Below are 14,570 nucleotides of genomic sequence, written 5' to 3' on the forward strand. Positions count from 1 at the left end.
TTCAGTTAGAATTATATTTATGAAAAGAGCTTTATCCATAATTTTTATGGCTTCATTATTTTGTTTAATATTCTCATGTAAAGTAAAAGAAGATATCGATTACATGCAGAATATTGAACAGACTGCAATTCAGACTTCTATACAAACATCCACATTTACCATCCAGCCTGGTGATCAATTGGTAATCTTAGTTAGTGCAAAGGATAATGATGTGGTAAAACCATTCAATCAAAATTATTCATCCAGCGATATATCGCAATTCTCTATTCCTAGTAGTAATCTTCCTGTTCAGGCACAGAGTTCTGTAGCAGGTCCTACATATATTGTCGATTCTAAAGGTAATATTCAATATCCTATCTTGGGAGAGTTGAATACAAGTAGCAAAACAATTGAGCAGTTTCGTGACGAACTTAAGGAAAAATTGAAAATTTATGTGAAAGATCCGGGTGTCAATATCAGAAATACGAATTTTAAAGTAACAGTTCTTGGAGAAGTTAATAAGCCTGGAGCCTTTTTGGTGCCAGATGGACAATCTATGACAATACTCACAACTTTGGGATTAGCAGGAGATCTAACAATATATGGACAGAGAAAGAATGTGTTGGTAATTCGTAACATAAATGGAATAACAACTAAAGAGTATATTGACCTTACCAATGCAGAATTTATAAACTCTCCTTACTACTATGTTAAGCAAAATGATGTGATTTATGTTTCGCCTAATAAAACCAAGAAAAATACTTCTGCATACGGTCCTCAGGCAACAGTTTTGATTTCTGTCGCATCCGTTCTAGTAGGACTTTTGGCATTATTATTCAGGTAATATCTTTTCAGTTCTTATTGATAAGATGATGGAAAAAAACACTAATAACCCTTCAGAATTTGATATTAATGCATTAATAAAGCCATACCTTTCAAGATGGTACTGGTTTATTATGGGTATTGTTTTAGCTATTATCTTAGCTTTACTTTACATAAAATTCTCTTTGCCTGTTTACAATGTGAGAAGTGCTGTTCTTATTAAAGATGCCAAAAAATCATTTGGAGCAGGTGTTGGAAATATGGGCGTTTTGGAGGGACTCTCAGGTTTTGGAGGGATGAGTACGAATAGTATAGAAAATGAACTAGAAGTTTTTAAAACTAAAAAATTAGCCAGAGATATTGTTGTACTCAATCATTTACAAACATCTGTTTATTCTACTTCCGGGATTGTTAAGAAAGAACTTTTTGGAGATACGTCTCCCATCATTATTCATATTGTAAATGATAAAAAGAATAAGGAATATCCAAAAGAAGCATTTTTTATTCATTTTGAAGATAATCAATTGTTACTGGAGTCCAAAGAATACAATTTATCTCAAAAAATCGTTTATGACAAATATATCAGTTTACCGTTTGCCAATATAATTATAAGTAAGAATAAATTCTTTGATAAGGAAAAAGCTGGTGAGATAGGAAATGGTTTAGAAGTTTATTTTAATACATTGGAGGGAGCTGCTTCTGGTGTGCAAAAGTTGATTCAGGTTGATCTTGCTGATAAGGATGCTACTATTATCAATTTATCTGTGAATTATCCACAGACTGATAAAGCAAAGAAAATTCTGACCTCCCTGATTGATTCTTATAATAAAGATGCCATACTCGATAAAAATTCTGAAGCACAGAAAACTAAGGAATTCATTGATCAGAGAATTGGCAAGATATCCATAGAATTGGGAAACGTTGAAACAGAAAAAGAAAGATTCAAAACTGATCATATGATAACCGATCTTATGACAGAAGCAAAAATAAATCTCGAAAGTTCTGCAGATGCCAGAAAAAAACAATTGGAGCTGGATGCGCAGCTAGAGCTTAACAATGATCTTATTTCTTTTCTTAATAAACAGAATAGCTATCAGCTTTTGCCTGTAAATATTGGATTGGAAAATCATGAATCCAATACTAATATTGCAGCATACAATAAATTGATCATAGATAGAAACAGGATGCTGGAAAATGCGACACCTCAGAACCCTCTCATACAGGATATTACGCAGCAAATTAATTCTATGAAAAGATCTGTTGCAGAATCTTTGGAAAAAAATAAAGTGGCTTTGCAATTTGCGTTGAATGAATATCAGTCTGAACAGAATAAAATAGAATCCAGAATTACAAAAATACCTCATCAGGAAAAACTCTTCAGAAGCCTTGAAAGACAACAGCAGATCAAAGAAAGTCTTTTTCTTTTGTTGTTGCAGAAGCGTGAGGAAACTGCGATTTCATTAGCTGTGGTAGCTCCCAAGGCAAGAATCGTAGAACCGGTATTTGTTTCGGATAAACCTGTTGCACCAAAAAAAATGATTATTCTTTTGGTTTCCTTGATTTTAGGATGCATTATACCTTTTTTTATTATTTATTTAAAAGAATTATTAAATACTAAAATTAATTCTAAGAATGATCTGAAATTATTAACGAAAATTCCTATAATTGCAGAAATTCCTGCTATAAAAAATAATGTAGATCATATTGTGAAAAACAATGACTTTTCCCAGTTAGCAGAATCTTTTAGAATTCTTACAACCAATATCGGTTTTTTGCTTCCAAAAACATTGGAAAGTAAAATTATTTTTGTAACATCGTCTATTAAAGGTGAGGGAAAGACATTCGTCTCAATGAATTTAGCATTATCGCTGACTAATTCAAATAATAAAGTAGTCATCGTGGGGACAGATATTAGAAATCCACAATTACAGAGATATAATAATGGCAAAAATCCGGGTAAAGGATTGACAGAATATTTATATGATAAAAACACATTTGTTGATGAAATTTTGTTCAAAAATCCAGCTAATGATAAGTGTGATATTATATACTCAGGAACTATTCCGCCTAACCCTACCGAGCTGCTAACCAATGGAAGATTAGGTGTATTGTTGGAACAACTCAGGGCAAGATATGACTATATAATAGTGGACACAGCACCGTTACTGCTGGTTACGGATACTTTTACTTTTGTGAAGTATGCAGACCTTGAACTTTATGTTACAAGATCCAATTTTACAGACAAAAAGCTAATAGAATTTGCAAATGATTCTGTGGAGAGCGGAAAATTGAATAATGTGGCATTTATATTAAATGATGTAACAAAACAGAATTTTGGCTATGGTAATAAATACGGCTATGGCTACAACAACAAATAAATGACTTAAATGGACGTTACGAAAAAAGAAGAAGAATTCAATTTAAGAGAGATTATCAAACCGTATACAAAGCGCTGGTACTGGTTTTTTGGAAGTGTGATCCTGACAACTATCCTTGCCATATTGTATATAAAATTCACAACCCCGGTTTATAAAATCCAATCATCTGTACTAATTAAGGATGCAAAAAAAATGTCCAGCGCATCAGGAGATTTTGGTGTGCTTGCTGGTTTAGGAGGTTTCGCAGGGATGGGTACAAATAGTATTGAAAATGAATTGGAAATTTTCAAGTCCAAAAGAATCATAGAAGATGTTACCAAAAATCTTAAGCTTCAGGTTTCTATCTATTCTCGGGAAAAATACCACGATGTAGAATTGTATAATGATACCAACCCTTTTATTGTCCATGTTGTAAATGAAAAACAGTTTGAGGAATTACCTAAGAAACCAATTGATGTAAAAATACAAGGGGATAAGATTACACTGTCTTCAGAGGAATTAAAAAAAGATGTTATTACTACTTTCAATAAAACCATCAGTCTCCCGTATGCTAATTTTATTATTCAAAAGAATCCAAAATTCAATAGAAAAAAGGTAAAAAAGCTTGATCTGAACGACTTTTATTTTACTTACTCTGATTTCGCAAGTGTTGTAGATGATTATCAAAAAGCTTTAGAAGTTGATCTGATGGATAAAGATGCTACGGTAATTGGTTTGGGAATAGCCCATTCCAATAAAGATAAATCCAAAGATATTTTGAACAATCTAGTAGATATTTATAATGAATATGCTATAAAAGATAAAAATACAGAGTCTAAAAAAACAAAGGATTTTATTGACGAGAGAATTGTTTTGATATCCAAAGAGCTGGGAGAGGTAGAAAGTGATAAAGAACGGTTTAAGGTAGATAATGATATTGTCGATATACAAACCGAAGCTAAAATTAATTTACAGACTTCTAATGAAACCAGAAGGAAAAGCTTAGAAATTGAAACTCAGATAGAAGTGAGCAGGATGTTGTTAGGATTCATCGATAGTAGTTCAAACCAAGTGCTTCCTACCAACATTGGATTGGATAATCCCACTGCCACTTCTAACATAACAGCTTATAATAAGCTGATCATGGACAGAAACAGATTACTGGAAAATGCAACTACAGAAAATCCTTTAGTAAAAGAAGTTACAAAAGATATCTCAGGTCTCAAAAATGCAATGCGGGAAAGCATCCAACGTTATTTGATAAACCTGAATGCTACTAAAAACCAGATTAATCGTGAGAATAATTATAGTAATACAGAGATTCAAAAAGTACCGAGACAAGAGAAATTATTCAGAAATATAGAACGTCAGCAGCAAATTAAAGAAAATCTATATCTTTTATTGTTGCAGAAAAGAGAAGAGGCAGCAATCTCTATGGCGATGACTGATAACAAAGCTAGAGTTGTAGATCACGCATATGTTTTGAAGAAACCAGTTGCACCTAAAAAAATGATCTCTGTTTTAGGAGCTTGGATTTTAGGTCTGCTTATTCCATTTGGATTTATATACATTAAAGAATTGCTTAATAATAAATTGATTAGCAAACATGACTTGGAAAAACGGACAAGTACTCCTATTCTGTCAGAAATTCCTAGATTATACAGAAAAGATGGAGAGATCATCACCAAAAATGATGTGTCGCCATTGGCAGAATCTTTCAGGATTCTGGTAACCAATCTTAATTTCATGCTATCAAAGAAGTCTGAGGCAAAAATTATTTTTGTTACTTCTACTATAAAAGGAGAGGGAAAAACATTTGTATCTGTTAATCTTTCGTTAGCTTTGGCCTCGTCTACAAAAAGAGTATTAGTGATAGGTTCTGATATTAGAAATCCACAACTGCAGAGATACAATCCTGCAATGAAAAATACCAAAGGTCTTTCCGAATATCTGTATGAAGAAATAGATAGTCCTAAAGAAATAATACATCCAAGCAACTTCCACCCAAACTGTGATTTTATCTATTCTGGAGTTATCCCGCCTAATCCGACGGATCTTTTACAAAATGGTAGATACTCATTATTATTGGATTCACTGAAAAATGATTATGACTATATCATTTTAGACACAGCACCTCTAATGTTGGTTACAGATTCATTCCTGATATCTGAAGTTGCTGATGCTACAGTTTATGTGACCCGGTCTGAGATAACGGAGAAAGGCTTCATTGACTTTGCTAACAAAAATATTGAGACGAAAAAAATTAAAAATGTGGCATTTGTACTTAATGATGTCCATAAGAGTAATTTTGGCTATGGTAATAAATATGGCTATGGTTATCAAGCTGAGGAGAAGAAGTGGTGGCAAAAAATATTTTAAACAAACTCCTGCTAATGGATGCTCACCAAATAAAGAAACCAAGTATTAAAGTTAACTTCGCTCTAAATTTTTTAAGAATATTTTCGGCGGCTATTGTTGGTTTATTAACAATGCCATACATTACCAGAGTATTAGGTGCTGAAAATCTGGGAAAAGTAGAATATGTTTATACTATTATAAATTATTTTGTGCTCTTTTCAGCTCTTGGAATTCCTATGTATGGCATTAGGGAGGTGTCAAAAAAAAGAGATAATGAGAAGGAGTTATTTAAACTTGTATTTGAGCTCTATTTAATACTTTTTATTACTACAATATTATCTTACTTACTGATATTTGTTTTGATTAATGTAAGCTTCCTTTCCAACTACCGAGAATTAATAATTATAATGAGTTCGATGGTGTTCCTAAGCAATATTGGAGCTGAATGGTACTTTCAAGGAATAGAGAATCAAAAGTTTATTACTATCAGATATATAACAGTAAGATTTTTGGTTTTTATCTTAATTTTTTTATTTGTAAATAAAACTGAAGATTATCAAAAGTATGCCTTTTTGGTGGTTATGTTGAGTTTCGGAGCTAACTTAATTAATTTTATTTTTTTAATCTATAAATTACTTAAACAAAAAATTAATGTAAAAGAGATAAACATACTTCAGCATTTGAAGCCTATTTTCACGGTTTTTATAGCAACAGTTTCTATAAATATTTATTTGCAACTAGATAACTTCCTAATAGGAATTTTATCCGGAGACAAATATGTTGGTTACTATTCAATGGCAAATAAATTAATTAGGTATGCTATTTCTTTTATTACTGTAATTGGAGCTGTAATGTTACCGCGATTGTCTTTTTTATTTTTAAATGATAAAATACAATACAAGGAGTATTTAAAAAAAAGCCTTCATTTGATGATGATTTTATCTGTGCCCTGTACAATTTATTTTTTTGTATTTTCTCAAAATATAATTTCTTTTATGGGAGGAGTGGATTTTAATTCTTCAATTATTACAATGCAAATATTATCACCACTATGTATAATAGTAAGTTTAGCATATTTTTTTGGATTTCTTATTCTATATCCACAGGGTTTAGAAAAAGTCTATACCAAGGCGACTTTAGTTTCTGCAATTTTCAGTTTAATTATTAATTTTTACATTATCAAAAATTTTCAACACAATGGAGCAGCTGTAGTTGCTGTATTATCTGAATTAATCGCAATTGTTTTTATGTTTGTCTACTTAAAAAATAATGGATTAGTTTATGGTCTTTTTGATAATAATTTATTGAAAATTTTAGCTGCAAATTTTATAGTCTTCTCTGTTTTTTATATTTTTTTATTTACGAAGATTAACTTCTTTAATAATCTGATAGTTTCTTCTATTTTATTCCCTATAGCTTATGCACTACTTTTATTTTTCTTAAAAGAAAAACATACTAAAGATATCTTCGATAAAATAATTTTTAATAAAATAAAAAAATAGCTATGTTGGCTTATTCCTTTTTACTATTTATTTTGATATTTGGTGTTTTTCATTTTGATTACAGAGGGAAAACAATTTTAAAAAATTTATATTACTATTTTATTTTTATATATTGTATACTATTAACAGGACTCCGCTACAGAGTTGGAGGGGATACCTTAGCTTATGAAGATTATTTTCCATTTTACCCTGATCTTCGGACATATTTCTCTTTTCTAAATGGAGATAATGAATATTTTGGATATCAACCATTATATTTGTTGTTTGTTGCTTTTTGCAAATCCTTAAATCCAGATTATTATTTTTATCAAATTATACATTCAATCATTTACAATTCTTTCTTTTTTTGGTTTATTAAAAAATATTCAAAATATAGATTTACGACTATTTTAATAAGCTATATTTTTTTATTGTATTTTTACTTTGGCTTCGAAATACAAAGGGAAATTTTTGCTATTTGTTGCTTTCTTGTAGCTTATAAATATTTTATGGAAAACAAATGGCTTCCATATTTTTTGATTTGTATTGTAGCCTTTGGATTTCATATATCAGCTATTTTTCTTTTTATTCTCCCGTTATTTAAGTTAATTAAATTTTCTACCCGCTTTTTAATTATTTCAATTATTATTTCAATACCGCTTTTATTTAGTAAAATCTTCTTTATAGATTTTATTAAAGTGATTTTGGTTACAGATTTTATGCAAAAAAAAGGAGAAGCTTATTCTGAAATGGAATTTAGTATATTAGGGATACTGTTTTTTTATTTTGTAAGGGTTATAGTATTCATTCCATTTTTATTTTATTATTCAAAAAATAAACTTCGAGACAAAAATTTTGATTGGATGTTTGTAGGTTTGTTGTGGATGTCCATTTTATCTCAAGTTATGGTTGGTTTTGATAGAGTTAGTAACTATATTTACTTGCCATTTATTATTTTTGTTACACATGTTATTTATAATAAAAAAGAATGGGTAAATACATTTTTTGGTAAAAAAGCTATTATATCATCTCTATATCTATTTATTTTTAGTATCATAGGAGTTAAACTACTAGTAGCAAATATTGACAATAAATATTATTACTATTCTGTTTATTTTCCTTATGAAAGTGTTTTAGACAAAAAAGAAACGAAAGCAAGAGAAAGATTTATTAGGGAAATGTGGGCTAATTAATTTATTATGATATATAAAGTAGCAATTTTGTTATCAACCTATAACGGAGAAAAATATTTAGAAAATCAATTAAAATCTGTTATCAACCAAAGTTTTTTTAATTGGACACTTTTCATAAGGGATGATGGCTCAACTGATTCCACAAAAACTATCATTACCAAGTATGCTGAAAAATATGGTAATATTATAATAGTTGAGAGTGATACTAATTTTGGATCCGCTCTTAGTTTTATGAAGATGGTAGAAATGATTAATGCAGAATATTACATGTTTTGTGATCAAGATGATCAATGGGATGATAATAAGATAGCTATTTCTTTAGAAAAAATTAAAGAACTAGAAGGAAATTTGCATACTCCCTCGCTAGTATTTTCTGATTTGAAGGTTGTGGATGAAAATTTGAATGTAATAGACAATTCATTTTGGAATTATAACAAGGTTTTACCTGAACTATTAATTAAAAATCCAGATTTTATTAATGTTTTTAATTGTGCCCCAGGCTGTACTATGATTTTTAATCGGAGTCTAAGAGATCTCTCTTTGGATTATGATCAAAGTATACTAATGCATGATTGGTATATTATAATAAAAGCGCTACAAATGGGGAAAGTTGACTACATTAAAAAACCATTAATTTTATATAGGCAACATCTTAATAATGTAGTTGGAGCAGATAAAGTGTCACTTAGCAAATTAATAAGAAAAATATTTCACATAAGAAAAACTATAAAATCTCAATTAAAAACATTTTTTTTTGTTAAAAAATACACGAAAATTAATTTGTTAAAATACTATTTGTTAAAAAGCAGATTTAATTCCGCAAGGCTAAAATAATCTTGTACTGTAAATATGAGAAAAAAAATATCCGTCTGTATGGCCACATACAACGGAGAAAAATATATCAAAGAACAATTAGATTCTATACTCTCTCAACTTCATGAAGAAGATGAGATTATCATTTCTGATGACCATTCTTCGGATAATACTCTGGAAATAATAAAAGCTCTAAATGACATAAGAATAAAAATATTTGTAAACGAATTGGGAAAAGGTTATTCGAAAAATTTTGAAAATAGCATAGCACATTCGTCTGGAGATGTAGTGTTTTTAAGTGATCAAGATGATGTTTGGATGCCAAATAAAGTACAAACTATGATTGAAGAGTTGGAAAGTGCTGATGTGGTAATTTCTGATGCTCTAATTACAGATGAAGATCTAAGAGTCACATTAGGATCACATTTTAAACTCCATGGAACTCGAAATGGATTTTTAAATAATTGGCTAAAAACAAGATATATTGGAGCTTGTATGGCTTTTAACAAAAATATTCTTAAAAAAATCATGCCATTCCCGAATAACCCCAAATTATGTGCACATGATTATTGGATTGCAAATGTAAGCGAATTTTATTATAATGTTAAGCTTGTTGACCAACCTCTAATAAAGTACAGAAGACACGGCTCAAATGCCTCTACTGGTGGAGAAAAAAGTAAAAACTCACTTTATCATAAATTAAAAGTAAGAATTTATACATTTGCAAAACTTTTAAGTAGAATATAAACTATTTCTTATGCTAAAACAATATGGTTTTTTTAATTTATTAAAACTCATTTATTTTAAAATGAGAACCAATTTTGTTTTTAAAAACGCAAGAATAATTAGGTTTCCTATTGATATAAGAGGTAGAAAATTTATGGATATTGGAAAAGGTTTTACTACAGGTGTTGGGTGTAGGTTAGAAGCTTATCCGGAAGGCAATTTTAAAACTTTGTTTGTAGGCGAAAATTTCCAAATGAATGACTATGTTCATATCACTGCAATGCAAAGTGTAAGCATTGGAAGAAATGTTTTGCTTGCAAGCAAAATATATATATCAGATTGCTCTCATGGTAGTTATAGTGGAGACCAATATGATAGTTCTCCATTAGAAAATCCTAAAGATAGGAAAATGTTTTCCAAGCCTGTTATTATAGAGGATAATGTCTGGCTAGGAGAATTTGTTTCAGTTTTACCAGGAGTGAAAATTGGAAAGGGAACAATTGTAGGGGCTAACTCCGTTGTTTCAAAAGACTTACCAGAGTATGTTATTGCTGTGGGAACACCAGCCAAACCAATTAAAAAATATAATTTCGAAACACAAACTTGGGAAAAATATAAAGCTTTATAAACTATGAAAATACTTATTACAGGAGGCGCAGGATTCATTGGAAGTAATCTTGCCTTGAAATTGATTGAAAAAGGACATACTGTCACTGTTTTGGATAATCTATCCCCGCAGATACATGGAGACAATCCTAAGGAAACATCTCCCTTATTCTTGAGTATAAAAGACAAAGTCAATTTTATAGAAGGTTCAGTTACCAGTCCACAAGATTGGGAAAAAGCCTTGAGAGATCAGGAAGTAATAGTTCACCTTGCCGCAGAGACAGGAACAGGCCAGTCTATGTACGAAGTGCAAAAATATGTGGATGTCAATATCAGTGGAACATCACTCATGTTAGATCTTTTGGTCAACGGAAACCATAAGGTTAAAAAAGTTGTCGTAGCCTCCTCACGGTCAATCTATGGAGAAGGCAAATATATCAGTAAAGAATTAGGCGCAGTTTATCCAAAACACCGCACCGCCGAGGAAATGGACAAAGGTAATTTCGAACCCGTCTATCCTGGTGCTTCCCAGCTCCAGCTTGTAGCCACAGATGAGGATTCTAAAATACACCCTTCTTCTGTGTACGGTATTACCAAGCAGAATCAGGAGCAAATGGTACTCACAGTGTGTCCTACAATTGGTATTGCTGCAGTAGCCTTCCGTTACCAAAATGTTTACGGACCAGGACAATCCCTCAAAAATCCATATACAGGTATTTTATCAATATTTTCTACTCAAATAAAAAACGGTAATAGCATTAATATTTTTGAAGACGGTAAAGAAAGTCGCGATTTTGTTTACATAGATGATGTTGTAGCCGCTACCATTTTGGGAATAGAAAAAAACGAAGCCGATAATCATGTTTTCAATGTTGGAACAGGCATTGCGACGGATGTGATTACCGTAGCAGAATCATTATCCAGAAACTATAACATAGATGTTCCCATCAATATCTCTGGAAATTACAGATTAGGTGATATCCGTCATAATTTTGCAGATCTTAATAAAATAACATCTGTACTGGGATTTCAACCAAAGTTTACATTCCAGCAAGGACTGAAAAACTTTACAGATTGGGTCAATACGCAAGAGATAGAAGAGGATAGATATCAGAAATCTATTGATGAGATGAAAGCTAAAGGTCTGTACAAGTAGATTTATTTTTAATAATTAAAAACACAATTGGTGCTACTTAGAAATAAAATATCAGGCAAAAAAATACTTTTCTTTTCTGTGCAGACCTTTAATCTCGAAAAAGAGATTAAAAATAAAATGGAAGAAAATGGAGCGATCGTCACATATTATGATGAACGACCTTCTAATAGCAATTTTACAAAAGGTATTATTCGGTTGAAGAGAGCTATGTATCAAAAGAAAATTGACGCATACTATCAAAGTATTTTAGATTCTATTAGAAAAGAAACATTTGATTTTCTCTTTGTTAATCGTGGAGAAGTAATTACTGCAAATTTTTTAAAGGAATTTAAAAAACTTCAGCCCAACTGTGAAATGATTTTTTTTACATGGGATTCCTTTACTAATCATTCGCACCCAACAACAATTCTACAGTATTTTGAAAAAAGATTCAGTTTTGATAGAGAAGATGCTGAAAAATATAATATTGGCTTCCGGCCTTTATTTTATTTGGATAAATATAAAAAAATAAAAAAAGAATCCAGTAGTAATTATAAATATGATTTATTATTTTTAGGCACTGCCCACTCTGACAGATATATAATAAGTTCAAAAGTGGCAGAATGGTGTGTTAAAAATGGATTTAGAACTTTTACTTATTACTACATGCATAGCAAGGCAGTCTATTTTTATCAAAAGATTTTTGACAAAAGTTTTAGGGAATTTGATTACAAAAAACTAAGTTTCAACAGTCTTTCTACGGATCAAATTGTAGACTTGTACAAAAATTCTAATATCATATTAGATATCAATCATCCTGGACAAAAAGGGCTGACTATGAGAACTTTTGAAACAATTGGAGCTGGAAAAAAGATGATAACAACTAACGAAGAAATAAAAAAATATCCATTCTATTCTCCGGACATATTTTATGTGATTGACAGAAATGATATAATTTTAGATCCTGATTTTTTTTCGAGTTCGAAAAAAATTATTTCGGATGAATTATATTACAGATGCTCAATAGAAGGTTGGTTGTCAGACATATTTTTAAAAGATGAGAAAGATGACTGGAAATCTATAATGAATATAAACTGATTATGAAAGTTTTAATAACAGGTGCTTCAGGTTTTGTTGGAACAAATTTGGCTACATATCTTCTCAGAGAAGGATTTGAAATTTATAAATTATCATTAAGGAGTTCTTGGAAGCTTTCAACTGATTTAGATGCTATAATTCATTTAGCAGGTAAAGCACACGATACAACCAATATTTCAGATGATAATGATTACTATAAAATCAACACAGAACTTACTGTCAAATTGTTTGATGATTTTTTGAAATCTTCTATTCGGGATTTTTTTTACTTTAGTAGTGTAAAAGCAGCGGCAGATACTGTTGAGGGAATATTGAGTGAGGAACACTTTTCCAATCCTCAAACCATATATGGTAAATCCAAGTTAGACGCCGAAAATTACTTGATTTCTAAAATATTACCAGAAAACAAAAGGCTATTTATCATACGTCCATGTATGATTCATGGACCGGGCAATAAAGGAAACCTTAATCTTCTTTACAAAATTGTAGAGAAAAGTTTGCCCTGGCCTCTAGCCGCTTTTGAGAATAAAAGATCATTTCTAAGTATAAGTAATCTTAATTTTTTGATAATGAAAATTTTAGAAAATAGGAATGTGCCATCTGGAATTTATAATTTTTCTGATGACGAGAGTCTCTCTACTAATGAGTTGGTTTCTGTAATTGCAAATACAATAGGACAAAAGCCAAAATTATGGAACATCACTCCTTGGTTAATTTTTCTTGTGGCTAAAATTGGAAATATCATCAAACTACCATTGAATTCTGAAAGACTGAAAAAACTTACAGAAAGTTACGTGGTATCTAATGCTAAAATAAAAGCGGTAATAGGAATTGAAAAATTACCTATAACTGCTGAAGATGGATTAAGAGCAACTATTGATAGTTTTAATAAATCCAAATAAATTATCTGATATTTTTTTAACTATTTTGATATTGTTTAATAATTGCGACTTCAAAAATGACGAAGTATATAAAAACTAAAATGATTACCTTTGCAATTTGAAAATACAACACAAATGTACTATCTGCTAATAACCATTTTAATATTTATTGGACTTTTAATATACTTTAAAATTGCTAATAAATATAATATAATCGATAAACCAAATGAAAGAAGTTCACACACACAAATAACAATCAGAGGTGGAGGTATTGTTTATCCTTTATCATATGCTCTACTAATTTTTTTTTCTTTTGATAATATTGATGAAAATTACCTTAATTTCATCATCGGTTTGGGACTTTTGATAATTTCTGCAATCAGTTTTGTGGACGATATAGTATTATTATCTCCCAAGCTAAGATTAATATTTCACTTTATCAGTGTCACTGTATTGCTATATTCTATTTCAGGTTTTTCTCAACCAGTATGGATTATTTTGTTTTACTATATATTTGTAATTGGAATACTCAATTGCTTTAATTTTATGGATGGGATCAATGGCATCACGGGTTTATATAGCTTAATAACTTTATGTACACTCTATTATATTAATACTGAGTATGGTTTTTTTTCAAAAGATTTTATATTATTTCCGATACTAGCAAGTTTTGTTTTTTTATTTTTCAATTTTAGGAAAAAGGCTCGATGTTTTGCCGGAGATATTGGTAGTTTCAGCATTGCGTATTTGATACTTGTAATTATAGGAACAGTAATACTCCAAACAGGTGATTATAGATATTTGTTTTTACTTACTGTTTATGGAGTTGATTCAGTTTTGACTATAATAGAAAGAATATTTCTTAAGGAAAATATTTTTGAAGCTCATAGAAAACATTTATACCAGATTTTAGTTAACGAAAAAAAACAGTCTCATCTTTTGATAAGTTCTTGGTATGCATTCACTCAATTAATTATTAATTTTGTTATTTTATATTTCGATTTTAGTTTTATCCAGTGTATTTTTGCAATAGTTTTACCATTCGGATTACTGTATCTTTTGCTAAAATCTTATCTTAAAAAAAATATTATATTGACAACAAACAAAACTATTTGATAATA

The 14,570-nt window shown here is 30.2% G+C and carries 12 protein-coding genes; all 12 read left to right on the forward strand.

Annotated features, from left to right (window positions below; translation table 11 throughout):
• Positions 1 to 19: 19 nt before the first annotated feature.
• The gene (locus BXY58_RS05460) at positions 20 to 823 is read left to right on the forward strand and encodes a polysaccharide biosynthesis/export family protein (protein WP_120212809.1); all 804 of its coding nucleotides are present in this window, start codon (positions 20 to 22) and stop codon (positions 821 to 823) included.
• A 25-nt stretch (positions 824 to 848) separates the two neighbouring features.
• Positions 849 to 3,179 (forward strand): GumC family protein, encoded by a 2,331-nt coding sequence (locus BXY58_RS05465; protein WP_342353442.1) that lies wholly within the window; start codon positions 849 to 851, stop codon positions 3,177 to 3,179.
• Positions 3,180 to 3,188: 9 nt separating this feature from the next.
• Positions 3,189 to 5,537, forward strand: coding sequence for a GumC family protein (locus BXY58_RS05470; protein WP_120212811.1), 2,349 nt, complete (start codon positions 3,189 to 3,191; stop codon positions 5,535 to 5,537).
• Between the two features lie 14 nt (positions 5,538 to 5,551).
• Complete coding sequence (locus BXY58_RS05475; RefSeq protein ID WP_120212812.1) at positions 5,552 to 7,018, forward strand: flippase; 1,467 nt, start codon at positions 5,552 to 5,554, stop codon at positions 7,016 to 7,018.
• Between the two features lie 2 nt (positions 7,019 to 7,020).
• On the forward strand, positions 7,021 to 8,190 hold the full coding sequence (locus tag BXY58_RS05480; RefSeq protein WP_120212813.1) for an EpsG family protein: 1,170 nt from the start codon (positions 7,021 to 7,023) through the stop codon (positions 8,188 to 8,190).
• A 6-nt stretch (positions 8,191 to 8,196) separates the two neighbouring features.
• Positions 8,197 to 9,024: a glycosyltransferase family 2 protein gene (locus BXY58_RS05485; protein WP_120212814.1), complete on the forward strand. Its 828-nt coding sequence runs from the start codon at positions 8,197 to 8,199 to the stop codon at positions 9,022 to 9,024.
• Positions 9,025 to 9,063: 39 nt separating this feature from the next.
• Entirely contained in the window at positions 9,064 to 9,750 is a 687-nt protein-coding gene (locus tag BXY58_RS05490; protein ID WP_120212815.1) for a glycosyltransferase family 2 protein, read from the forward strand.
• Positions 9,751 to 9,760: 10 nt separating this feature from the next.
• A complete protein-coding gene (locus tag BXY58_RS05495; protein WP_120212816.1) occupies positions 9,761 to 10,357 on the forward strand; it encodes a DapH/DapD/GlmU-related protein in 597 nt (198 codons plus the stop codon).
• 3 nt (positions 10,358 to 10,360) lie between these two features.
• Positions 10,361 to 11,491 carry an NAD-dependent epimerase/dehydratase family protein gene (locus BXY58_RS05500; protein ID WP_120212817.1) on the forward strand — a complete coding sequence of 377 codons (1,131 nt, stop codon included), beginning with the start codon at positions 10,361 to 10,363 and terminating at the stop codon, positions 11,489 to 11,491.
• Positions 11,492 to 11,521: 30 nt separating this feature from the next.
• A complete protein-coding gene (locus BXY58_RS05505) occupies positions 11,522 to 12,568 on the forward strand; it encodes a WaaS/CpsH family glycosyltransferase (RefSeq protein WP_120212818.1) in 1,047 nt (348 codons plus the stop codon).
• Between the two features lie 2 nt (positions 12,569 to 12,570).
• Positions 12,571 to 13,470, forward strand: a complete 900-nt coding sequence (locus BXY58_RS05510; protein WP_185140462.1) for an NAD-dependent epimerase/dehydratase family protein — start codon at positions 12,571 to 12,573, stop codon at positions 13,468 to 13,470.
• 114 nt (positions 13,471 to 13,584) lie between these two features.
• The gene (locus BXY58_RS05515) at positions 13,585 to 14,565 is read left to right on the forward strand and encodes an MraY family glycosyltransferase (protein ID WP_120212820.1); all 981 of its coding nucleotides are present in this window, start codon (positions 13,585 to 13,587) and stop codon (positions 14,563 to 14,565) included.
• The last annotated feature ends 5 nt before the right edge of the window (positions 14,566 to 14,570 follow it).

Origin of the sequence: Epilithonimonas arachidiradicis (genome assembly GCF_003610695.1) — a bacterium.
In the GTDB taxonomy this organism is placed as follows: domain Bacteria; phylum Bacteroidota; class Bacteroidia; order Flavobacteriales; family Weeksellaceae; genus Epilithonimonas; species Epilithonimonas arachidiradicis.

Excerpts from the sequence above, each read along its gene's own strand:
- BXY58_RS05460 (WP_120212809.1), top strand. The coding sequence starts at position 20 with ATGAAAAGAGCTTTATCCATAATTTTTATGGCTTCATTATTTTGTTTA.
- BXY58_RS05465 (WP_342353442.1), top strand. The coding sequence starts at position 849 with ATGATGGAAAAAAACACTAATAACCCTTCAGAATTTGATATTAATGCA.
- BXY58_RS05470 (WP_120212811.1), top strand. The coding sequence starts at position 3,189 with ATGGACGTTACGAAAAAAGAAGAAGAATTCAATTTAAGAGAGATTATC.
- BXY58_RS05475 (WP_120212812.1), top strand. The coding sequence starts at position 5,552 with ATGGATGCTCACCAAATAAAGAAACCAAGTATTAAAGTTAACTTCGCT.
- BXY58_RS05480 (WP_120212813.1), top strand. The coding sequence starts at position 7,021 with ATGTTGGCTTATTCCTTTTTACTATTTATTTTGATATTTGGTGTTTTT.
- BXY58_RS05485 (WP_120212814.1), top strand. The coding sequence starts at position 8,197 with ATGATATATAAAGTAGCAATTTTGTTATCAACCTATAACGGAGAAAAA.
- BXY58_RS05490 (WP_120212815.1), top strand. The coding sequence starts at position 9,064 with ATGGCCACATACAACGGAGAAAAATATATCAAAGAACAATTAGATTCT.
- BXY58_RS05495 (WP_120212816.1), top strand. The coding sequence starts at position 9,761 with ATGCTAAAACAATATGGTTTTTTTAATTTATTAAAACTCATTTATTTT.
- BXY58_RS05500 (WP_120212817.1), top strand. The coding sequence starts at position 10,361 with ATGAAAATACTTATTACAGGAGGCGCAGGATTCATTGGAAGTAATCTT.
- BXY58_RS05510 (WP_185140462.1), top strand. The coding sequence starts at position 12,571 with ATGAAAGTTTTAATAACAGGTGCTTCAGGTTTTGTTGGAACAAATTTG.
- BXY58_RS05515 (WP_120212820.1), top strand. The coding sequence starts at position 13,585 with ATGTACTATCTGCTAATAACCATTTTAATATTTATTGGACTTTTAATA.